The organism is Arthrobacter sp. NPDC055138 (assembly GCF_053607305.1).
Genome location: NZ_JBSGTH010000004.1, coordinates 510,603 through 532,145, shown reverse-complemented (window position 1 = coordinate 532,145; position 21,543 = coordinate 510,603). Strand labels below are relative to the sequence as shown.

21 protein-coding genes are annotated in these 21,543 nt (G+C 67.2%); 10 read left to right on the top strand and 11 right to left on the bottom strand.

Going from position 1 to position 21,543, the window contains the following annotated elements; translation table 11 throughout:
- Positions 1 to 98: 98 nt before the first annotated feature.
- From glgP to ACWF5H_RS13060, 5 genes are all read left to right on the top strand, one after another.
- Positions 99 to 2,732: an alpha-glucan family phosphorylase gene (gene glgP, locus ACWF5H_RS13080; protein WP_452037349.1), complete on the top strand. Its 2,634-nt coding sequence runs from the start codon at positions 99 to 101 to the stop codon at positions 2,730 to 2,732.
- A 312-nt stretch (positions 2,733 to 3,044) separates the two neighbouring features.
- Entirely contained in the window at positions 3,045 to 4,109 is a 1,065-nt protein-coding gene (locus tag ACWF5H_RS13075; protein WP_452037348.1) for a YihY/virulence factor BrkB family protein, read from the top strand.
- A 48-nt stretch (positions 4,110 to 4,157) separates the two neighbouring features.
- On the top strand, positions 4,158 to 4,961 hold the full coding sequence (locus ACWF5H_RS13070; protein ID WP_452037347.1) for a hypothetical protein: 804 nt from the start codon (positions 4,158 to 4,160) through the stop codon (positions 4,959 to 4,961).
- Complete coding sequence (locus ACWF5H_RS13065) at positions 4,958 to 5,419, top strand: phage holin family protein (RefSeq protein WP_364645941.1); 462 nt, start codon at positions 4,958 to 4,960, stop codon at positions 5,417 to 5,419. The genes ACWF5H_RS13070 and ACWF5H_RS13065 overlap by 4 nt, the downstream gene beginning before the upstream one ends.
- Positions 5,416 to 6,003: a DUF3618 domain-containing protein gene (locus ACWF5H_RS13060; RefSeq protein WP_364645938.1), complete on the top strand. Its 588-nt coding sequence runs from the start codon at positions 5,416 to 5,418 to the stop codon at positions 6,001 to 6,003. The genes ACWF5H_RS13065 and ACWF5H_RS13060 overlap by 4 nt, the downstream gene beginning before the upstream one ends.
- A gap of 75 nt (positions 6,004 to 6,078) precedes the next feature.
- Here ACWF5H_RS13060 and glgX read toward each other — a convergent pair whose 3' ends face one another.
- From glgX to ACWF5H_RS13030, 6 genes are all read right to left on the bottom strand, one after another.
- A complete protein-coding gene (glgX, locus tag ACWF5H_RS13055) occupies positions 6,079 to 8,076 on the bottom strand; it encodes a glycogen debranching protein GlgX (RefSeq protein ID WP_452037378.1) in 1,998 nt (665 codons plus the stop codon).
- Between the two features lie 113 nt (positions 8,077 to 8,189).
- Positions 8,190 to 9,167 (bottom strand): 23S rRNA (guanosine(2251)-2'-O)-methyltransferase RlmB, encoded by a 978-nt coding sequence (rlmB, locus tag ACWF5H_RS13050; RefSeq protein ID WP_452037346.1) that lies wholly within the window; start codon positions 9,165 to 9,167, stop codon positions 8,190 to 8,192.
- A 118-nt stretch (positions 9,168 to 9,285) separates the two neighbouring features.
- On the bottom strand, positions 9,286 to 10,746 hold the full coding sequence (gene cysS / locus ACWF5H_RS13045) for a cysteine--tRNA ligase (protein WP_364645927.1): 1,461 nt from the start codon (positions 10,744 to 10,746) through the stop codon (positions 9,286 to 9,288).
- Between the two features lie 103 nt (positions 10,747 to 10,849).
- On the bottom strand, positions 10,850 to 11,350 hold the full coding sequence (gene ispF / locus ACWF5H_RS13040) for a 2-C-methyl-D-erythritol 2,4-cyclodiphosphate synthase (protein ID WP_452037344.1): 501 nt from the start codon (positions 11,348 to 11,350) through the stop codon (positions 10,850 to 10,852).
- A 2-nt stretch (positions 11,351 to 11,352) separates the two neighbouring features.
- Positions 11,353 to 12,120, bottom strand: a complete 768-nt coding sequence (gene ispD, locus ACWF5H_RS13035; RefSeq protein ID WP_452037342.1) for a 2-C-methyl-D-erythritol 4-phosphate cytidylyltransferase — start codon at positions 12,118 to 12,120, stop codon at positions 11,353 to 11,355.
- 92 nt (positions 12,121 to 12,212) lie between these two features.
- Positions 12,213 to 12,695, bottom strand: coding sequence for a CarD family transcriptional regulator (locus ACWF5H_RS13030; protein WP_127513280.1), 483 nt, complete (start codon positions 12,693 to 12,695; stop codon positions 12,213 to 12,215).
- A 254-nt stretch (positions 12,696 to 12,949) separates the two neighbouring features.
- On the opposite strand from ACWF5H_RS13030, the gene ACWF5H_RS13025 reads away from it, so the two are divergent.
- Positions 12,950 to 13,510 carry a hypothetical protein gene (locus ACWF5H_RS13025; protein WP_452037341.1) on the top strand — a complete coding sequence of 187 codons (561 nt, stop codon included), beginning with the start codon at positions 12,950 to 12,952 and terminating at the stop codon, positions 13,508 to 13,510.
- A 101-nt stretch (positions 13,511 to 13,611) separates the two neighbouring features.
- Here the strand turns inward: ACWF5H_RS13025 and ACWF5H_RS13020 are convergent, their stop codons facing one another.
- Together ACWF5H_RS13020 and ACWF5H_RS13015 are read right to left on the bottom strand one after the other, a co-directional pair.
- Positions 13,612 to 14,292, bottom strand: coding sequence for a winged helix-turn-helix domain-containing protein (locus ACWF5H_RS13020; protein ID WP_452037339.1), 681 nt, complete (start codon positions 14,290 to 14,292; stop codon positions 13,612 to 13,614).
- A complete protein-coding gene (locus tag ACWF5H_RS13015; protein WP_364646008.1) occupies positions 14,289 to 15,482 on the bottom strand; it encodes a sensor histidine kinase in 1,194 nt (397 codons plus the stop codon). Before ACWF5H_RS13015 ends, ACWF5H_RS13020 begins: the two co-directional genes overlap by 4 nt.
- 183 nt (positions 15,483 to 15,665) lie before the next feature.
- On the opposite strand from ACWF5H_RS13015, the gene phoU reads away from it, so the two are divergent.
- Entirely contained in the window at positions 15,666 to 16,325 is a 660-nt protein-coding gene (phoU, locus tag ACWF5H_RS13010) for a phosphate signaling complex protein PhoU (protein ID WP_364645913.1), read from the top strand.
- A 65-nt stretch (positions 16,326 to 16,390) separates the two neighbouring features.
- Here the strand turns inward: phoU and ACWF5H_RS13005 are convergent, their stop codons facing one another.
- Complete coding sequence (locus ACWF5H_RS13005) at positions 16,391 to 17,149, bottom strand: phosphoglyceromutase (protein WP_364645910.1); 759 nt, start codon at positions 17,147 to 17,149, stop codon at positions 16,391 to 16,393.
- Positions 17,150 to 17,405: 256 nt separating this feature from the next.
- Between ACWF5H_RS13005 and ACWF5H_RS13000 the strand changes: the two genes are divergently transcribed.
- Positions 17,406 to 18,155, top strand: a complete 750-nt coding sequence (locus ACWF5H_RS13000) for a class I SAM-dependent methyltransferase (protein ID WP_452037376.1) — start codon at positions 17,406 to 17,408, stop codon at positions 18,153 to 18,155.
- Here the strand turns inward: ACWF5H_RS13000 and ACWF5H_RS12995 are convergent.
- Positions 18,143 to 18,466 (bottom strand): DUF2516 family protein, encoded by a 324-nt coding sequence (locus tag ACWF5H_RS12995; RefSeq protein WP_127513287.1) that lies wholly within the window; start codon positions 18,464 to 18,466, stop codon positions 18,143 to 18,145. The genes ACWF5H_RS13000 and ACWF5H_RS12995 overlap by 13 nt on opposite strands.
- Before the next feature lie 38 nt (positions 18,467 to 18,504).
- The gene (locus ACWF5H_RS12990; protein ID WP_452037337.1) at positions 18,505 to 19,671 is read right to left on the bottom strand and encodes a trans-sulfuration enzyme family protein; all 1,167 of its coding nucleotides are present in this window, start codon (positions 19,669 to 19,671) and stop codon (positions 18,505 to 18,507) included.
- 83 nt (positions 19,672 to 19,754) lie between these two features.
- Here ACWF5H_RS12990 and tmk point away from each other — a divergent pair, with 83 nt between their 5' ends.
- The gene (gene tmk, locus ACWF5H_RS12985; protein ID WP_452037336.1) at positions 19,755 to 20,405 is read left to right on the top strand and encodes a dTMP kinase; all 651 of its coding nucleotides are present in this window, start codon (positions 19,755 to 19,757) and stop codon (positions 20,403 to 20,405) included.
- Positions 20,402 to 21,541, top strand: coding sequence for a DNA polymerase III subunit delta' (locus ACWF5H_RS12980; RefSeq protein ID WP_452037335.1), 1,140 nt, complete (start codon positions 20,402 to 20,404; stop codon positions 21,539 to 21,541). The genes tmk and ACWF5H_RS12980 overlap by 4 nt, the downstream gene beginning before the upstream one ends.
- Positions 21,542 to 21,543 lie beyond the last annotated feature (2 nt).

Genomic DNA, 21,543 nt, shown 5'->3' with positions numbered 1-21,543 from the left:
AAGGATCCCGGCGCCGCGGAGACTCATTGGCGGCCAGTTCGGCGCGCATTAACCTGCCGGTCATCGTCGGCGGAGGTATCTGCGCTAACGTAGGCCGGGTGAAGGCAATCCGCAGATTTACCGTCCGCACTGTCCTCCCCGAGAGCATTGCTCCGCTGGCCCGTCTGGCAGGCAACTTGCGCTGGTCCTGGCACCTGCCAACCCAGCAGCTCTTCGAACAATTGGACCCCAAGGCCTGGGCCGAGGTGGGCCAGGATCCGGTGGCCCTGCTGGGCTCCTTTACCCGCGAACGCCTGCGCGAGCTCGCTGCCGACCAGCATGTGGTGACCCGGGTGAGCGAACTGGACGCGGATCTGGAGCATTACCTCGCCGAGGACCGCTGGTACCAGACGCTGGGAGCGGATGCTCCGGCGTCGATCGCCTACTTCTCCCCCGAGTACGGAATCAGCCATGTGCTCCCGCAGTACTCCGGCGGCCTGGGCATTCTGGCCGGCGACCATCTGAAAGCCGCGTCCGATCTGGGCGTCCCGCTGGTGGGCGTGGGCCTGCTCTATGCCGCCGGCTACTTCAAGCAGTCGCTGAGCCGCGACGCGTGGCAGCAGGAGACGTATCCCGTGCTGGACCCGGACGGCCTGCCGTTGACCTTGCTGCGCGAGGCGGACGGGCAGCCTGCCCAGGTCACCCTGCCGCTGCCGAATGGGCGCCGGCTCGGCGCCTTCATCTGGCGCGCCGATGTGGGCCGGGTGCCGCTGCTGCTGCTGGATTCCAATATTCCGGGCAACGATGAGGCCGCGCGCGGCATCACCGACCGGCTCTACGGCGGCGGCGGCGACCACCGGCTGCAGCAGGAACTGCTGCTGGGCATGGGCGGCGTGAAGGCGCTGCGCGTGCACCAGCGGCTCACCGGGGCTCCGGCCCCGGAGGTCTTCCACACTAACGAGGGGCACGCCGGTTTCCTGGGCGTCGAACGCATCCAGGAACTGGCGGCCGCCGGCCTGAGCTGGGACGAGGCATTGGCCGCGGGCCGCGCCAATACCGTCTTCACCACGCACACCCCGGTGCCGGCCGGCATCGACCGGTTCGACAAGGCGCAGATCCAGCACTTCTTCAGTGCCGGCCTCGCCCCGGACGTGCCCACCGCCAAGATCCTGGAACTGGGCGATGAGAATTACGACGGCGGAGACCCGTCCAAGTTCAACATGGCCGTCATGGGCCTGCGGCTGGCGCAGCGGGCCAACGGTGTGGCCAAGCTGCACGGCGTGGTCTCGCGCGGCATGTTCTCCGGGCTCTGGCCGGGCTTCGACCAGCAGGAAGTGCCGATCGGCTCGGTGACCAACGGCGTGCACGTGCCCACCTGGGTGGATCCGCGGGTTGCGGAGTTCGCGCGGTCGGCGTTCGGGAACCAAACCGTGATCGACCGCCAGTGGGACCGCGTGTACGACGCCGCCGACGAGGATATCTGGGCGCTGCGCCGGACCCTGCGGACAAACTTGATTGACGATGTCCGCCGCCGGCTGCGTGCATCGTGGAAGAAACGCGGCGCAGCGGATGCCGAGCTGGCCTGGACCGATTCAGTGCTGGACCCGGACGTGCTGACCATCGGCTTTGCCCGCCGCGTGCCCACCTACAAGCGGCTGACCCTGATGCTGCGCGATCCGGCCCGGCTCAAGGCACTGCTGCTGCATCCCGAACGGCCCATCCAGTTGGTCATCGCCGGCAAATCCCATCCGGCGGATGAGCAGGGCAAACGGATGATCCAGGACCTGGTCCGTTTCACCGACGACCCGGAGGTCCGGCACCGGATTGTCTTCCTGCCCAACTATGACATCGCCATGGCCCGCACGCTCTTCCCGGGTTGCGACGTGTGGCTGAACAACCCGCTGCGTCCGCTGGAAGCCTGCGGCACCTCCGGCATGAAGGCCGCCATCAACGGCGGCTTGAATCTGTCCGTGTTGGACGGCTGGTGGGACGAAATGTACGACGGCGACAACGGCTGGGCGATTCCGACGGCGAACCCCTCCACCGAAGCCGGGACCGACGACGTGTTCGACCCGGATGAGCGGGACGACATCGAAGCCGCTGCGCTCTACGATCTGGTGGAGCACCATGTGGCGCCGCGCTTTTACGCCGCGGAGATACCCGAAGGCGCCGGAGCCGCCGGCCCGTCCGAGCCGGTGGGTACGGACCACGTACCGCACCAGTGGATAGCCATGATCAAGCACACGCTGGCCAATCTGGGGCCGGCCGTCTCCGCGGAACGGATGCTGCAGGACTATGTGGAGCAGCTCTACCGGCCCGCCTCGATGTCCGGGCACGCCGCCCGCGCCGACGAGTTCGCTGCGGCCAAGGAACTGGCGGCGTGGACCAGTAGGGTCCGGAATGCCTGGGGCGACGTGTCGGTGGAACACGTGGACTCGATGGGCATTACCGACGAACCGCAAATCGGCGAGTCGCTGACGGTCAATGCCTACGTCCGGCTCGGCCCGCTGGCACCGGACAGCGTCACCGTCCAGGTGGTCCACGGGCAAGTCACCGAAAACGACGACCTCGCGCAGACGTCCACCGACGACCTGACCGTCGCCGACCAATTGGGCGACGGCCGCTACCTGTTCACGGGGCCGGTGACCATCGACCGTTCCGGCTCATTCGGCTACAGCGTGCGTGTGCTGCCCAAGCATGCGGGCCTGGCCAACGAGGCCGAACTCGGTCTGGTGGCGAACGCCAGCAACTGATTCCCGCCCGGCCGGCCGCTCCGTTAGGGTGGCCGGCCGGCCCCTCATACCGGCCACTCCTGATCATGGCCGGGCGGCGTCGGACCGGGCCTCCAACTGCGGTGTCGGCGCCGGGATCCGGCCACTACCGTAACCAAATATTCGGCCGATTCCTGCCGCTGCCCTACCGCGGCAGCGCGCCTCAATCGGCCCGTCGTGGCCGAAAAATCTGCCCCTTCGTACGTCCTTCTGTGTGGCACACCCCTTTATTATCAGCATGCTGACTAATAGCATGAAGGTGTTCCGTCCTGATAAACCACAGAGGAGGCGAATATGGGCACCGGTACCGAGCAAGGCACCGCACCACCGCCGGACCATGAGGACAAGCCTCAGACTCCCCCACAGGTGAAGAAGGCCTCCTGGAAGTACATACTCCGCAAGACTTTCCGTGAATTCACCGATGACGACTGTACGGATCTGGCGGCTGGGCTGACGTACTACGGCGTCCTGTCACTGTTCCCGGGCCTGTTGGCCTTGGTTTCCGTCCTGGGACTGGTGGGACAGGCCGAAAAAACCACCGACGCCATGCTGAGCATGGTGGAACAGGTGGCGCCGGGCCAAGCGGTCGATGTCATTCGGCAGCCGATTGAACAGCTGGCCAGCTCGCAGGGCGCGGGGTTGGCATTCGTTATCGGCCTAGTGGGCGCCATTTGGTCTGCCTCCGGCTACGTCAACGCTTTCGGCCGGGCGATGAACAGGATCTATGAGGTCGACGAAGGCCGGCCGTTCTGGAAGCTGCGCCCGGTGATGCTGCTGATCACCATCGTGGTGTTGCTGCTGGCGGTGCTGATGATGCTGATGCTGGTGCTGTCCGGACCCGTCGCACAGGCCGTCGGTTCCTTCATCGGCCTCGGTGAAGTGGCACTGACCGTCTGGAACATCGCCAAATGGCCGTTGCTGGTCATCTTCGCAGTCGTGATGATCGCCGTACTGTACTACGCGACGCCGAACGTGAAGCAGCCCAAATTCCGCTGGATGAGCCTCGGCGCCCTCATCGCACTGGTGGTTCTGGCCCTGGCAACCCTCGGCTTTGCCTTCTACGTGGGCAACTTCGGCAATTACAACAAGACCTATGGCGCCATTGGCGGCGTGATCGTGCTGCTGCTGTGGTTCTGGCTGGCCAACCTTGCCCTTCTGTTCGGCGCCGAGTTCGACGCTGAAACCGAGCGCGGCCGGCAGCTCCAGGCCGGCATCGCTGCCGAAGAGAACATTCAGCTTCCGCTCCGTGACAGCCGCAAGAGCGACAAGAACGCCGAGAAGGAAGAGGAGGACATCGCACGGGGCCGCAGACTCCGCCATGCCTACGGGCAGGAGGAGAAATCCCGTGATCACACCTGAAAACGTCAGGCCTGACAGGAAGAAACCCGACACAGAAAAGGAATTGCCATGACCACGAATTCAAGTTCCGGCAGTTACGACGAGGGAGTTCCCGTTTACCCGGCCGGCGGGGCGGCAGTCCCGCCGCCCACTACTCCGCCGACCACCACCGGCCAGCCCCGGAGCGAGACAGCCAAGACCGAAGCGAAGGAAGTAGGTCGCGAGGGAGTCGAAGCCGGCCAGCATGTGGCGCAGGCGGCCAAGGGCGAGGCGAAACAGGTGGCCCACGAGGCCAAGGAAAAGGCCCGGGACCTGATGTCCGAACTGGGCGACGACGTGCGCGGGCAGGCCCACACCCAGCAACAGCGCGTGGCCTCCGGACTGCGGTCGATCGGTGAAGAGCTGAGCTCCATGGCCCGCAACTCCGATCAGTCCGGAACGGCGACCCATTTGGTGAGCCGCGCCGCAGACAGGGCCGACTCCGTGGCTCATTGGTTGGAGAACCGCGATCCGGGCTCGCTGCTGGACGAGGTGAAGCGCTTTGCCCGCCAGCGCCCCGGTGCTTTCCTGGCCATCGCGGCAGGCGCCGGCGTTCTGGCCGGCAGGCTCACCAAGGGCCTGACCGCCGACAGCGGCGGAACGGGCAGCGGGGTCGGAACAGGGCAGCACGTGGGCACGCACCGTGCCACCGCCGGCCCGGTCTACGCCACGCCGGAAACGACGGCCGGCAGCTATGAAGCCCAGAGCGCAGCGGGCTTCGGGGCACCCGGGGCGCAGCCCGAGACCACCTACCCGGTGGGCGAACCGCCCCTTGGCGGTCGCGGCACCGCGATCCCGGACCGCAACCCCTATGAAGACGGAGGAACACGATGAGTCATCAGCAGGTGCCCGGCAACCAGCGGGTGCCCGGCCAAGATTCCGCCGAACCCACACGGGCGGAAATCAAGGCCGAGAATGAGTCCCTCGGCGACCTGCTCAGCCAAGTCAGCAAGGACATCTCCGTGCTGATGCGGCAGGAACTGGAGCTGGCGAAGGCCGAACTTAAGGAGACCGGCACACGCGCCGGCAAGGGAGCAGGCATGCTGGGCGGGGCCGGCGTGGCCGGCCACTTTGTCCTCCTGTTCCTCTCCCTGGCCCTGTGGACCCTGATCGCCTACTTCATCGGACTGGCTTGGTCAGCCCTGATCGTGGCAGTCATCTGGGCCATCATCGCCGCCATCCTCTACTCGGTCGGCCGCAAGCAGCTGAAGACCGTTCAAGGGATGCCCCGCACCGCCGAGTCAGTGAAGAAGATTCCGGAAACATTGAAGCCAAGTGAGGAAGCACGATGAGCCAGTCACCAGAAGAAATCCGAGCCGATATCGAACGGACACGCGCACGGCTGGGCACCGACGTGGACGCGGTGGCGGAGAAAGCCTCGCCGTCGAACATCGTCCACCGGCAGACGGACAAGGTGAAAGATTCCGTGGGCCGGGTCAAGGACAAGGTCATGGGCGCTGCCGACGACGCCGGCAGCAACACAAAGTCCATGATGCACGACGCCGGCGAGATGGCCAGCGACGTCCCGCACCGGATTGCCCGCAAGACCGAAGGCAACCCCTTAGCGGCAGGCCTGATCGCCTTCGGCGCCGGCTGGTTGCTGTCCTCGCTGTTCCCCGCCAGCCGGATGGAGCAGCAGGCAGCCGAACGGGTCAAGGAAGAAGCCCAGCCGGTGGTCCAGCAAGTCAAGGAGGCTGCCCAAGAGGTGGCGCAGGACATGAAGGAGCCAGCCCGGGAGGCCGCCGAGGACCTGAAGTACTCGGCCCAGGACTCCGTTGACAGGGTCAAGGCCGAGGGCACATCCGCCGCCCAGGACGTCAAGGATCGGGCACAGGAGGCCCGCGGGAATGTGCAGGAGCCGCCGCGGCAGGTCTGATCCGCATCGGATCGCGTCGTCCCACCGCGCGCTAGTCCGGCGCCGGGAGAGCCCGATGGGCCCCCGGTGCCGGACTCACGTCAGGCGGTAGATCGAGATGGCGTTGGCGGCGACAAGGTCCTTCTCGCCGCTGCGGATCTTGGCCCCGCGTCGTTGATCGTCTTTGTGCGAGCTGGTGTAGAGCAGCTCGAACGGAATCTTTTCGCCGCGGTGCTTGCCGAACTCCTGTAGCGACCGTGGGTCGGGCATCACGATCTTTTGCGGCTGACGCCCCCCGTTAATGACCACCAGACCGTCGATCACGCCTTGCGGCGACCCCATCAGCAGCTGGACCATGCGGCTGTCCGGGTTGTTCCAGTCCTCCGGTGTCATCGGTTCGCCGTCGGCATTGAACCAGAGCAGGTAGGAGCTCTCCTCCCGCGCCGGATAGTTGTAGGGCTGGTGCGCCAGGAAGGACCGGCGGATGCGGATCAGCCGGCGGGTGGCATCGAACATGCGGTGTTCGCGCTCGTCCAGCTGCCAGTTGGTCCAGGCCAGGGCGTTGTCTTGGCAGTACGCGTTGTTGTTCCCTTGCTGGCTGCGCCCGATCTCATCCCCCGCGCAGATCATCGGCACACCCAGCGACAGCAGCATCGTGGCCATCAGGTTCCGCGCCGTCCGCTCGCGCGCGTCCAGGATCCGGCTGTCCCCGGTGTGCCCCTCGACGCCGTGGTTGTAGCTGCGGTTGTGGTCGTGGCCGTCGCGGTTTTCTTCGCCGTTCGCCTCGTTGTGCTTGCGCTGGTAGGACGTCAGGTCGGCCAGCGTGAAGCCGTCATGGGCGGTGACGAAATTAAGCGAGGCCAGCGCCGTGCGGCCGGAACCGGCGAATAGCTCGGTGGACCCGGCCAGGCAACTGGCCAGCCTGGCCACGGTCCCGCCCAGCCCGCCGGCGTCAGCGGCGGCCTGGTCCGCCAGCCAGAAATCACGGACGGTATCGCGGAAGCGGTCGTTCCAGTCGGTCCAGCCCGGCGGGAAGTGGCCGGTTTGCCAGCCGCCGTCGCCCACGTCCCACGGTTCGGAGACCAGTTTGGCTCCGGACAAAACGGAGTCCGCGCCAACGGCCACCAGGAACGGATGGCGGGGATTGAAGTGGTTCTGCCCATCGCGGCCCAAGGACACGGCCAGGTCGAAGCGGAAGCCGTCAATATGGAACTCTTCCACCCAGTAGCGCAGCGAGTCCAGGGCCAGCTGGATCACCCGCGGCTCGTTGAAGTTCATCGTGTTTCCGCAGCCGGTGGTGTCCAGGTAGTTCCCGTGGCCATCGTGCCGGTAGTACACATGGTCGGCCAGACCGCGGAAGGAATACGTGTCCTGGTCCTTTCCGCCCTCGGCTGTGTGGTTGTAGACCACGTCCAGGATCACCTCGATCCCCACCGAGTGCAGCTTCTTCACCATGGTGCGGAACTCGTCCTGTACCGCCCGAGGTCCCGCGGCCTGGGCGGCCGCGGTGGCGTAGCCCGGCCAGAGCGCGAAGAAGCCCAGCGTGTTGTAGCCCCAGTAGTTGGCCAGGCCCAGGTCCTGCAGGTGCGGCTCGTCCAGGTGGTAGTGCACCGGGAGCAGCTCCAGCGTGGTGATTCCCAGTTCAAGCAGGTAATCGACCATTACGGGATGCGACAGGCCGGCGTAGGTGCCGCGCAGCTCTTCCGGAATCTCCGGGTGCAGCATCGTCTGGCCCTTGACGTGGCATTCGTAGACCACAGTGTCCCGCCAGGGCACGTGCGGGCGCGCGTCGTCTCCCCAGTCGAAGCCGCCGGTGACGTACACCGAATGCAGCACACCGCCGTCGTCGTCAATGGCGCGACCATACGGGTCCAGCAGCAGCTGCCTCGAGGCCGGCAGTGCCTGGCCGTGCGGCCAGAAGGCGTAGCGGCTGCCGGCGTCCAGCCCCTTGACCGTGCCGTGGTGGACGCCGTCGGTGAAGGCCTTCAGCTCAGCGCGCTGCCAGGCACCGCTTGCGTCCTGGAAGTGCACGTCCATGGTGGCGTGCCCGGGGGCGAACACCGCCACATTCACCGCACCGGGGATAGCCGGCATGCCCGGTGCCGTGGCGCTGACCCCCAGCGGGAAGGACCGCGATAGCTGTGGCGGGCGGACCTGCAGTTGGGGGGAAATGCTCTTGGCGTGACGGGCCAAACGGTCACCTGCTCCTAGCGGGCGCGCTGCCGCGATATTTCGTACAGGCTGATGCCCACGGCCATCGAGGCGTTGAGCGATTCCATCGCCGAATCGATCGGGATGGAGACAATCTGGTCGCAGTTCTCGCGGACCAGCCGGGACAGGCCCTTGCCCTCGGATCCGACGACCAGGCATACCGGCTCGGTGGCCAGGGACAGGTCGGGCAGCGACACGTCGCCCTCGCCGTCCAGACCCAGCACGAAGATACCCAGCTGCTGGAAAGCCTTGAGCGTGTTGGTCAGGTTGTTCGCCTTGGCCACCGGGACGCGCACGGCCGCGCCGGCGCTGGTCTTCCAGGCGGAGGCAGTCATGCCCACGGAGCGGCGCTCGGGCACCACCACGCCGTGCCCGCTGAAGGCGGACGCGGAGCGGATGATGGCACCGAGGTTGCGCGGATCGGTAATCCCGTCCAGTGCCACGAACAGCGGGGCATTGTTGATGTACCCCTTCTTGAACTTGGCCATCGTTTCCTCGGCCAGCTCCAGCGCGTCCTGGTATTCGTAGGGCGGGATCTGCAAGACCAGTCCTTGGTGGACGGCGTCCTCGGTCATCCGGTCCAGTTCGGTCTTGTGCGACTCCAGCACCGGGATACCGCGTTCGGCGGCGATCTTCAGCGATTCCTTGACCCGGTCGTCCATCTCGATCCGGACCGCCACGTGCAGCGCCTTGGCGGGCACCTCGGCGCGCAGGGCTTCCACCACGGAATTGCGTCCGGTCACCATCTCGCCGGCGGTCTTGCCGCGGCGGGCGGCGGGGCGCTGGCCGCCCTGGTGCTTGGCGGCTGAGCGTTCGGAAAGCTGCTTGGTGCGGTATGCCTTGTGGTACGGGCGGTCTTCGGCCTTCGGCGTCGGCCCCTTGCCCTCAAGCGCCTTGCGCCCGTGGCCGCCGGTTCCTGTGGTGGGTCCCTTCTTGGACTTGCGCACCGCTCCGGGGCGAGGTTTGTTGGCCATCGAAAACTACCTTTGGTGTTGGGGAAGGTGGGTTTCCGCTGGTGCACACCGGGGGTGGCCGGCTAGCCCGACGGGAACCGTCTGGCTTAAAGGGTACCGCCAACCGCGCTGGCTGCCGTCAGCCGAGGCTCCAGCTCGCGCCCTCGGCCGAGTCCTCCACCACGATTCCGGCCTCGGCCAGGGTGTCGCGGATGGCGTCCGCGCGAGACCAGTCCTTGGCCGCCCGGGCCGCGCGGCGCTCCTCCAACTGGGCGCGCACCAGCGTGTCCAGGGCCTGGTGCGCCGCGGTGTCAGCGCCGCCAGAGTGCCAGTGCGGATCCAGCGGGTTGATGTGCAGCACGTCGGTCATGGCCATCACCTGGTGCAGCGCGCGGGTGGCCGCTTCCTTGTCCTTGCCGTCCAGCGCGGTGTTGCCGGCGCGCACCGTTTCGTGGACCGCGGCCAGTGCCTGCGGCACGTTAAGGTCGTCGTCCATCGCGGCGGCGAACGCGTCCGGCACGCGTTCGGCCACGACGAAGCCGAACTGCTCGCCGTAGAGGAACTTCAGCGCCCGCTGCATGAAGCCCTCGATCCGTTCCACCGCGGCGGCCGCTTCCACCAGCGAGCCGGGGTTGTAGTCCAGCGCGGACCGGTATTGCGCCTGGCCCAGGTAGTAGCGGACCACCAAGGGCCTGGCGTCCTGGAGCATTTGCGCCGGAGTGATGATGTTGCCGATCGACTTGGACATCTTCTCGCCCTCGAAGGTGACCATGCCGTTGTGCATCCAGAAGTTGGCGAAGCCCTGGCCGGCCGCCCGGGACTGCGCCACTTCGTTCTCGTGGTGCGGGAAGCGCAGGTCCAGCCCGCCGCCGTGGATGTCGAACTCGGTGCCCAGGTACTTGGTGACCATGGCCGAGCACTCCAGATGCCAGCCCGGCCGGCCGGCGCCCCACGGGCTGGCCCAACTGGCGGTTTCCGGCTCGCCTTCCTTGTGCCCCTTCCAGAGCGCGAAGTCGCGGGGATCCTTCTTGCCGCGCGGGCCGGCGTCGGGCGCCGCCTGCATGTCCTCGATCCGCTGGTGCGTCAGCGAGCCGTATTCCGGCCAGGAACGCACGTCGAAGTAGACGTCGCCGGAATCGTCCAGAGCCGGGTAGGCGTGGCCGCGGTCGATCAACTGCTGGATCAGCCGGTGCATCTCCGGGATGTGGCCGGTGGCGCGCGGTTCGTAGGTGGGCCGTTCAACCCCCAGCGCGTCGTAGGCCTTGGCGAACTCCTGCTCATAGCGGTAGGCCAGCGCCCACCAGGGCTCGTTCGGCACCGGCACCATCGGATCCTCGGCGGCGTCCGGGCGGAAGGAGTCGGCGGACTTGACCAGGATCTTGTCGTCAATGTCCGTTACGTTGCGCACCACCGTGACGTCGTAGCCGCTGGAGCGCAGCCAGCGGGTGAGCTGGTCGAATGCGATGGCCGAGCGGATGTGGCCCACGTGCGGGTCGCCCTGCACGGTGGCGCCGCAGTAATAGAGCCCCACCTTGCCCGGGACCAGCGGGACGAAATCGCGGACTTGCGCGGTGGCGGTGTCATAGAATCTCAGGCTCACCGCTCTAGCGTAGCCGCGCCCGCACTACCGGTGCGAACCGTTGAGCGCTGGTGCGCACCGCCCATCGCTTAGCGCGGCAGGGCACCCCGCCGCTGCTGGTCCGCTAGCGGATGGAAACAACGACGGCGGTGGCCACCGCCGCGATCCCCTCGCCACGGCCGGTGAACCCCAACCCGTCGCTGGTGGTGGCGGAGACGCTGACCGGTGCACCGGCTGCCTTGCTGAGCACCGCCTCGGATTCGCTCCGGCGAGGGCCGAACTTGGGCCGGTTGCAGACCAACTGGACCGCGACGTTGCCGATCTCGAAGCCGGCTTCACGGACAATCCGGGCCGCTTCGGAGAGGAGCCGCACGCCGGAAGCGCCGGCGTACTCCGGCCGGTCGGTGCCGAAGTGCGTGCCCAGGTCGCCGACCCCGGCCGCGGAGAACAGCGCGTCGGCGGCTGCGTGCGCGGCGGCATCGCCGTCGGAATGGCCGGCCAGGCCCTGCTCCCCTTCCCACAGCAGGCCGCCCAGCCACAACGGCTGAGGGTCGGCTGTGTCGGCGAAAGCGTGCACGTCCACACCGATTCCGGTGCGGGGAATGGGGTACGGGAAGTCGGGCACAATCAGCCTTCCATCATGTTCGGCTGGCGGGCGGCCAGCAGGGCTTCGGCCACGGCCAAGTCCAGTTGCGTGGTGATCTTCAGGGCCTGCGCCGATCCGGGCACCAGCATGACGTCCACTCCGCCACGTTCCATCAGCAGCGCCTCGTCGGTGATGCCGTCGGCCTCCTCCGGTCCCAGGCCGGCCAGACCTTCGTGCGCCCGCGCCAGCGCCACGGCATCGAAGCCCTGTGGCGTCTGCACCGCGCGCAGTTGCGCGCGGTCGACCGTGGCCGCCACTTTTTCGGGTGCAATGTCTGCCTCCGCACCGGTGCTCGGCGTGGCCGTCTTGATGGTGTCCACCACCGCCACCGCAGGAACGACGGCGCGGGCGCCGGCCGCCAGCGCAGCCGCGACTCGCTGGAACACTTCGGGCGGGGTGAGTGCCCGGGCGGCATCGTGCACCAGGACCGCGCCGACTCCCTCCCCCAGCCCGCGCAGCGCCGCGGCGACCGAGGCCGCACGGGAGGCACCGCCGTCGACCGTTGAAATCTCTATTTCTGGATGCTGCGCTGCGAAGCCGGCACAGAGCTGCCGCAGCGTTGTATCTCCGGCGGGCACGGCCACGCAGATCCGGTCCGCGATCCCGGCTGCCAGCACGCCCCGGAGTGCGTGCGCGAGGATCGGTTCACCGGCCAGCGGGACCTGGGCCTTGGGCAGGCCGTAGCCCAGCCGGGTGCCGGAGCCCGCCGCCACCACGATCACGCCCACTGATGCCTGTGCTGTGCCCATCCCCCTAGCCTAATCGGGCGGCCGGGTGCGTCCGTCGGCAGGCAAAAAAACGGCCGGCACCCCGTTCGGGACACCGGCCGCCAAAAGCCCAATCAGGAGGCGAGGACCTCGTCGAGAACCTCTGCTGCCTTGTCTTCGTCGGTCTTCTCCGCCAGCGCGAGCTCGGAAACCAGGATCTGCCGTGCCTTGGCCAGCATCCGCTTCTCGCCCGCGGAGAGGCCGCGGTCATGGTCCCGGCGCCACAGGTCGCGGACAACTTCCGCTACCTTGATGACGTCGCCGGAGGCCAGCTTTTCCAGGTTCGCCTTGTAGCGGCGGGACCAGTTGGTCGGCTCTTCGGTGAACTCGGCACGGAGCACATCGAACACATGCTCGAGGCCTTCCTTGCCCACCACATCGCGGACCCCGACCAGATCCACATTCTCCGCCGGAACTTCAATAGTTAGATCGCCCTGGGCAACCCGGAGCTTGAGATACATCTTCTCTTCACCCTTGATGGTGCGCATTTTGATCTCTTCGATCTTTGCTGCACCGTGGTGAGGGTAAACAACCGTCTCGCCGACCTCAAATACCATGTGTAGTATCCCCTTTCCCGACCTCTAGTTTACCATGGATAATTCAGCCACTTCCGCGAGTTTGCGGGGCTGACAGCCCCTCAGCGGGCTAAAATACAGCCCCCTACCCTCTTGACGGATCGTCGATTTGGTGCATTTGAGCGGATTCTTACAGACGTCGAATCCTGCTTTTCACCGGTTTGCCGGTAGGCTAGGCGAGGCAAGCTGCCTAGATCTGCAGCACCGCACCTGATTGATACTGAGGAGTTTCTGCCGTGAAGATTGCGCCGAAGAACCGTGTGCAGCGCACCCTTGTAGCAGGCGCCGCCGCGCTCACCCTGCTCGCATCGACCGGATGTGGCGCAATCAACGAACAGGCCACCACCAAGTCCTACTCGGCGAGCGACGGCATTGTGGCCAACGTCGGCCCGATCGGGCTGCGCAACCTGCTGGTTGTCGCCGAGAACGCCGAGTCCACCGGCCGCCTGCTCGGCACCGTGGTGAACACCTCGGACTCCCCCGTGCAGCTGAGCCTGACGGGCTCGGGCAGCACCGCCACCGTCACCGTTCCGGCCGATGGGCAGATCCGCTTCGAGGACGAGGCGAACGAGACCACCGTGGACCGCCCCGGAGCCGCTCCCGGCGCCTTGGCCAACGTCACCGTCCGCGTGAACAACGAATCCGCCGACGTGCGGGTGCCGGTTCTGGACGGCACGCTGCCGGAGTACAGCAGCTACGTCCCCACCCCGGCACCGACCGAATCCGCCACCCCGACGGAGGCCCCTACGGAGACCCCGGCGCCCTCGGAGGAGCCCACCGACCAGGCCGGCGCCTGATCCCACTGACATAGACAGCTAAGGCCGGGCCGCTTTCCCTTCCAGGAAGCGGCCCGGCCTTTTGGCTTGCCAGCGCCTTGTGGATCTCCGGCGCGGTGGGCCTAAGGCTCGAACTTGTAGCCCAGGCCGCGGACGGTGACCAAGTATCGCGGTGCAGAGGGATCGGGCTCGATCTTGCTGCGCAGCCGCTTGACGTGCACGTCAAGGGTCTTGGTGTCGCCCACGTAATCGGAGCCCCACACCCGGTCGATCAGCTGCCCGCGGGTCAGGACCCGGCCCGAATTGCGCAGCAGCATTTCCAGCAGCTCGAATTCCTTCAGCGGCAGCGACACCTGTTCGCCGTCCACGCTGACCACGTGCCGTTCCACATCCATCCGCACCGGGCCCGAGGAAACGGTGTTCGGCACCAGTTCCTCCGGTTCGCCCTGGCGGCGCAGTACCGCACGCACCCGGGCCACCAGCTCGCGTGAGGAATAGGGCTTGGTGACATAGTCGTCGGCGCCCAGTTCGAGCCCCACGACCTTGTCGATCTCCGAGTCCTTGGCGGTGAGCATGATGACCGGGACCGAGGAACGCTGCCGCAGCTGCCGGCACACTTCCGTTCCGGACTGTCCCGGCAACATCAGGTCCAACAGGACCAGATCTGCGCCGGCCCGGTCGAACGCCACGATGGCTTCCAGGCCGTTGTCCACCACCTCGACTTCGAAGCCTTCTTTACCCAACAAATAGCTCAACGGATCGCTCAGCGACTCTTCATCTTCGACGACCAGAATGCGGGTCAAGCACCGACTCCTTGTTCATGCGCCACACCGGCGCCCTGCGTACGCGGCTCCACGGATTCAGTGGTGCCGCCGTCTTCCTGCTCCATTTCCGGCAGCCGCACGGTGAAGGTAGAGCCCTGCCCGGGCTGCGACCACACCGATACTTCCCCGCCGTGCTGGGAGATGACGTGTTTGACAATGCTCAAGCCCAGGCCGGTTCCACCGGTCTGCCGCGAGCGGGCGTCGTCGAGGCGGTAGAAGCGCTCGAAGATCCGGTCCTGCTGATCGGGGGTGATGCCAGGGCCTTGGTCGGTCACCGAGACGGTCGCCAGGCCTTCGCGGACCCGCAGTCCCACGCCCACCTTGCTTCGTTCCGGGGCGTAACGGATGGCGTTGTCGATCAGGTTCCGCAGGGCGACGGTCAGCAATTCCGCATCGCCGAAGACCGGTACGCCAATGGTCCCGCCGACCGACAACTCGATGTGGCGGCTTTCCGCCGTGAGCTTGTTGCGGTCCACGGCTTCGGCGACCACTGCGTTCAGGTCGACTTCGGTGCCGCCCTGCACCACGTCCGCGCCCTGCAGCCGGCTCAACTCGATAATGTCCTGCACCAGCGCGCCCAGCCGGCGTGCCTCTTTGTGCATCCGGCCGGCGAAGCGCCGCACGGCTTCTGCATCGTCCGCCGCATCGTCGATGGCTTCGGCCAGCAGCGAGATGGCGCCGACCGGGGTCTTCAGCTCGTGCGAGACGTTGGCCACGAAGTCGTTGCGCATCGCCTCGGTCCGCGTAATTTCGGTCCGGTCATCGGCCAGCAGCAGGATGTACTCCTCGCCGATTGGCGCCACCCGCACCTGCACCACAATGGTGCCCTGGCCCAGCGGGCCGCGCGGCAGTTCCAGCTGCCGCTCCTCGATTACGCCGTCGCGGCGCACCCTGGCGGTCAGCTCCAACAGTTCGGAGTGCACCATCGTGTGGCCGCGCACCAGCCCGAAGGCGTAGGCGGCGGGGCTGGCGCGCACCACGCCGTCGATCGCGTCCACCACTACATAGGCGCGGCCGACGACGGACAGCACCTCGGCGGCACCGTCCGGCAGCGTAGGCTCGGCAACTTCCTGCAGCCGTCGCCGCTGGCGGTCGCTCAGGCCGAACGCGAGCACACCGAAGCTGCCCAGCGCCAAGCCGATGAGGCCTGCCAGCAAGCCGATAGTCAGTGGATCCACGCCTCTAGCTTAGGCGCAGCGCCGCTCAGCTTCAGGCCCATCCGGTAGTAATCGTGGGTCCGTTCAACTAACGTTCACCTGAGGCGACGTAATAGTTAACCGCAGCCTGACAAGGTGTGACGCGAATGGGATGCTAGGTCCCGTATGCTCACGAACACAACCGAAAGGACGCCAGTGCGCAAGGTTTTCCAGGCCGAGCTCCATCAAGTCGGAGAACAGCTGGTTGAGATTTCCCGGCTAGTCACCGAGGCGATGCAGAAGGCAACCACTGCGCTCGACACCGCAGACATCGAGTTGGCCCAGGAAGTCATCGCCGCCGACGCCCGGATCGATTTCCTCCAGACGGATCTGGACGAGCGCTCCATCGACATCCTGGCCCTGCAGGGACCGGTCGCTTCCGACCTGCGCATGATCGTGGGTGCGCTGCGGATGAGCGCCTCGCTGGAGCGGATGGGCGACCTCGCCCGGCACGTCGCCCAACTGGTCCGCCTGCGCTACCCGGACACCGTGATCCCCGAATCGATGCGCGGGACCTTCCGGGAGTTCGCGGAGCAGGACATTGCCATCTCGGAGAAACTGACCGAGCTGCTGGAGACCCGCGATCTGGACCTTGCCGCCCAGATCGATGTGAGCAACTCCCGCGTCAACGAACTGCACGCCGGCGTCTTCAAGGCCATTGCGGACCCGGCCTGGGACTCCAACGGACCCACCACGGTGGACGTCTCGCTGGCCAGCCGGTACTTCGAGCGCTTCGCCGACCATGGCGTCTCGGTCTCCCGCAAGGTGACCTACCTGGTGACCGGCGAGTGGCGGCCCAACGGCCAGTCCGTCTAACAGAGGCTTTAAACCGGAAGGCCGGCTCCCCGCGGGGAGCCGGCCTTCCGTCGTTATGTCAGTTGTTACTTTTTGCCCTGGTTGGCCACAGCCTGGATGGCTTCCGCCGCGGCGTCGGCATCCAAGTAGGTGCCGCCCGGGTTGACCGGCTTCAGGTTCTCGTCCAGTTCGTACACCAGCGGGATGCCGGTGGGGATGTTCAGCCCGGCGATGTCGTCGTCGCTGATGCCGTCCAGATGCTTGACCAGCGCGCGCAACGAGTTGCCGTGCGCGGCCACCAGCACGGTCTTGCCCGCCGTGAGGTCCACCGAGATGTCCGACTCCCAGTACGGCAGGAAACGATCCAGCACGTCCTTGAGGCACTCGGTCCGCGGCACATCGTTGCCCAGATCCGCGTAGCGCGGGTCGTTGACCTGCGACCACTCGCTTGCGTCGTCCAAGGCGGGCGGCGGGGTGTCATAGGAGCGGCGCCACATCATGAACTGATCCTCGCCGAATTCGTTGCGGATCTGCGCCTTGTCCTTGCCCTGCAGGGCACCGTAGTGGCGTTCGTTCAACCGCCAGCTGCGCTTGACGTCGATCCAGCTGCGGTCCGCAGATTCCAGCGCGATGTTGGCGGTGACAATGGCGCGCTTCAGCCGGGAGGTGTACAGAACGTCCGGCAGCAGGTTGTTCTCGACCAGCAGCTCGCCGCCGCGGTGCGCTTCCTTGCGCCCCAGGTCGGTCAGCGGGACGTCGACCCAGCCGGTGAAGAGGTTCTTTTCGTTCCAGTCGCTCTGCCCGTGGCGCAAAAGGACCAGCGTGTGTTTCGAAGTGGAAGTCATGGCTGCAATCCTAGCGGAGGACCGCCCCGGCACCGGCTGCTCCGGCGAGACGTTACGCCGACGGACGTGGTCCGGGGCGTTACGGAAATTCCCCCGTGAGCTTCGGCACAATCGACGCGGTAGCGGCATCTGGCGGGCCGCGGTGCCCTTATTCTTTTTTCTCGTGCCCCAGACCACCCCGACCGCCCCCCGGCCGGTCCGCCGACCCATCGGAACCGTCACCCGGGGCACCACCAATCCCAACCGGCTGCGTCGGATGGACCGCTGGCTGGCCGGCCCCGAAGCCACCCGACTGCGCCGGGCCGTGGATCCGCTGGTCATCGACCTGGGCTATGGGGCAGCGCCAACCACCGCCGTCGAACTCCACCAGCGCCTCTGCCGGGTGCGCGCCGATGTTGAAGTGATCGGCATTGAGATCGAGCCGGCCCGAGTCGCCGTCGCCAAGCCCCTGGAACGTCCGGGTTTGAGCTTCCGCCAGGGCGGGTTCGAGATCCCGGTATCCGGCCGCCGGCCCGCGGTGGTCCGCGCGTTCAACGTGTTGCGGCAGTACCAGGAATCCGAGTTCGGCGCAGCGTGGGACACGGTTCGCGGCCGGCTGGCACCCGGCGGTCTGTTTATTGACGGCACCTGCGATGAGATCGGACGCCGGGCCACGTGGATTGCCGTTGCCCCGGAAGGCCCGCTCTCGCTGAGCATATCGCTGCGCTTCGGCGCGTTCGCCCGGCCCTCGGAGGTGGCAGAGCGGCTGCCCAAGGCTCTCATCCACCACAACATCCCGGGCGAACCGGTGCACCGCTACCTTCAGGCGCTGGACCGGGCGTGGGCGGACGCGGCGCCGCTGGCCTCGTTCGGCTATCGGCAGCGCTGGCTGGCCATGTGCAAATCAATGCACGACGCCGGATGGCCGGTTTTGGATGGCCCCTCGCGTTGGCGCCTGGGCGAGGTCACCGTCGCGTGGAAGGCCGTCGCTCCGTCATCGGGCGGTGGCGGCACTTACCAGGGGTAGGCCGACCCGCCGCCCTTGACCTCGATCAGGGCGGGCTTGACGTCCGCCAGGTAGACGCCTGCCGCGGCCACGGCTGCCAATTGGAAGATCATCCACGTGCCCAGGCCGCCGGCCCCCAGCGCGGCCAACGCGCCCACGGCGGTGGCGGCTACCAGCACGCCCACCCAGAAGCCCTTGGTCTTCTTGAACGCGGCCTGGAAGTAGTCGGCCTTGCGGCCCACGCAATCCGCCAGCGCCCACAGTTCAATCACCAGGGCGATCAGCCCCAGGGCCATGTAGAGCCAGTACTGGATGTCGTAGGCAAGTTGCACGCCTTAAGCCTAACTGGTGGGGGTATGTTTCGGCAGTCTCACACGTTGGCGGCGGCCAGGGCCTGTTCCAGGTCCGCCCACAGGTCTGCCGGGTTCTCGATTCCCACCGACAGCCGCAGCAGATTCTCCGGCACGCTTTCCGGCTCGTTGACATGGCGCCGGCGCCGCTCGATCAGCGATTCGACCCCGCCCAGCGACGTTGCCGGCAGCCACAACTGCAGCGCGTCGATGACCTTGTCCGCAGCGGCGGCACCGTCCTTGACCTGGATGGCAATGATGGAGCCGAAGCCGTCCATCTGGGCGGCGGCCCGGGCGTGCCCCGGATCTTCGGGCAGGCCGGGGTACCGCACGGCCTCCACCGCCGGGTGCTGCTGCAACTTGCGCGCCAGCTCACCCGCGGTGGCCTGGGAACGCTCGATCCGCAGGGCCAGGGTCCGCACGCCGCGCAGCGCCAGCCAGGTCTCGAACGGTCCGGCGATGGCCCCGTGCAGCGACCGGTGCACCAGCAGCTTGGAGCGCAGTTCCTCGTTGGACGTCACCACGGCGCCCAGCACCACATCCGAATGGCCGGCCAGATATTTGGTCACCGAATGCACAACGACGTCGACCCCCGCCGCCAGCGGACGCTGGCCCAACGGGGTGGAGAAGGTATTGTCCGCGACCACGACTGCGCCGGCCTGGTGCGCGGCGGTGGCCAGCGCCTCCACTTCGGCAATCTCGAGCATTGGGTTCGTGGGGCTTTCCAGCCACAGCATGTCGGCGCCGCCCAACTGCTCCGTCACGGCAGCGGTGTCCGCGATGTCCACCGTGCGCAACTGCAGGTCGCCCCGCTCGGCCATTTGCTCGGCCATGGCCAGGCTGCCCTGGTAGCTATGCCTGGGCATGACCAAGACGCCGCCGGAGGGAATCAGCGAGAGCGCGGCCGAAACGGCGGCCAGGCCCGACGCGAAAACCAGGCCGGGCAGCGCGGCGCCTTCCAGTTCGGCCAGGGTCTCTTCGAACGGGTCCCAAGTGGGGTTGGAGTACCGCCCGTACGCGCGGTCGCCCTGGACCACTTCGCCGCGGCCGAAGAACGTGGAGGACAGCACTACCGGCGGATTGACCGGGGCGTCGTGGTCGCGGGGCGGCCGTCCGGCGGACACCACCACGGTGTCCGGAGCAAGATGCGCGGCATGCTGAAGGTCGCGGGAGGAGGCATCGGTCATGACAGCAGATTAGTACCGGCCGCCATCCACACGTTAACTGTGACCGTCCCGCGTGCACTGGCGATTCCGGCTAGGCTAATCAGGTGAGTTCCGACCGCCAGCCCGCCAATGCCAGCGGCCTCTTCATCGCTTTCGAGGGCGGGGACGGGGCTGGAAAATCAACCCAAGCCACCGCCGTCGAACACCACCTGCGGGCGATGGGCCGCACGGTGCTCCGGACCCGGGAGCCGGGCGGCACGCCCGTTGGGGAAAAGCTGCGTGCGTTGGTGCTGGAACACGGCCACGGCGAGATTGATGCCCGCACCGAAGCGTTGATCTTTTCCGCTTCCCGCGCCGCCCACGTCGAACAGGTCATCCGGCCTGCGCTCGAACGCGGCGAGGTGGTGCTGTGCGACCGGTTCATCGACTCCTCGGTGGCGTACCAAGGCGCCGGCCGCGGGCTCGGCCTGGCCGAAGTCCGGGACCTCAATCTGTGGGCGACGGAGCGACTGCTGCCGGACCTGACCGTCCTCTTGGACGTCGCCCCGCAGCAGGGCCGCGACCGCCGCACAGCCGGCGACGCCGCCGAAGACCGGCTGGAATCCGAACCGGACGACTTCCACTCGCGGATCCGCACGGCATTCCTGGAGTTGGCCGGCGCTGCCCCGGAGAAGTACTTGGTCCTGGACGCGAGTGCCGGACGGGAAGAACTCACCGCGGCCATCATGGACCGGGTCCAGGAGCTGATCGCGTGAGCGTCTGGTCCGATCTGCCCGGCCAGAGCGCGGTGATCGAACAGCTCAGCCGCGCGGCAGCCGCCGAACGCCCCGCGCACGCCTGGCTGTTTACCGGCCCGCCCGGCTCCGGCCGCAGCAACGCCGCCAAGGCCTTCGCCGCCGCACTGCTGTGCGACCAGCAGGATCCGGCCGCGCGCGGCTGCGGCACCTGCCACGCCTGCCGCACGGTGCTGGCCGGCTCCAACGCCGACGCCACCCTGGTGGCCACGGAGAACGTGACCTTCTCCATTCAGGAGATGCGCGACTTGGTCGGCAAGGCGCAGGACAAGCCGTCCTCGGGCCGCTGGCGCGTGATCATCATCGAGGACGCGGACCGGATGACCGAACGCACCACCAACGTGCTGCTCAAGGCCATCGAGGAACCGCCGCCGCGGACCATCTGGATGCTGTGCACTCCCAGCCCGGCGGACGTGCTGGTCACCATCCGCTCCCGCTGCCGCCCGGTCAGCCTGCGCATTCCGCCGGCCGACGACGTCGCGGCGCTGTTGGTCCGCCGGGACGGCGCCGATCCCGAATTGGCCGGCTTCGCCGCCAAGGTCTCCCAAAGCCACATCGGGGTGGCCCGCCGACTGGCCGCCGACGCCGACGCGCGCCATCGACGCGACACGATTGTCCGGCTGCCGCTGCGGCTGCGCGGCGTGGCCGATGCCGTCACCGCCGCCGGTGAGCTGGTGGACATTTCCAATGCCGACGCCGCGGCTGCCTCCGAACAACGCAATGAATCCGAACGCGAAGCGTTGCTGATCGCGTTGGGGGCGCCGGAAAAGGGCGCCATGCCGCCGGCCATCCGCAGCCAGCTCAAGCGGTTGGAAGAAGACCAGAAACGCCGCGCCAAGCGCAGCCTCAGCGACTCGCTGGACCGCGTGCTGATCGACCTGAGCACCTTCTTCCGCGACGTGCTCACGCTGCAACTGGGGACGGGGACCGAACTGGTCAACGAATACCTGCGCCAGGACCTCACCAGCTACGCGGAACGATCCACCCCCGAACAGACGTTGGGCAGAATGGACGCCATCGCCCAGGCCCGGCAACGCCTGGGCACCAACGTTGCCCCCGTCCTGGCCATGGAAGCCATGGCCGTCAGCCTGCTCTAAGT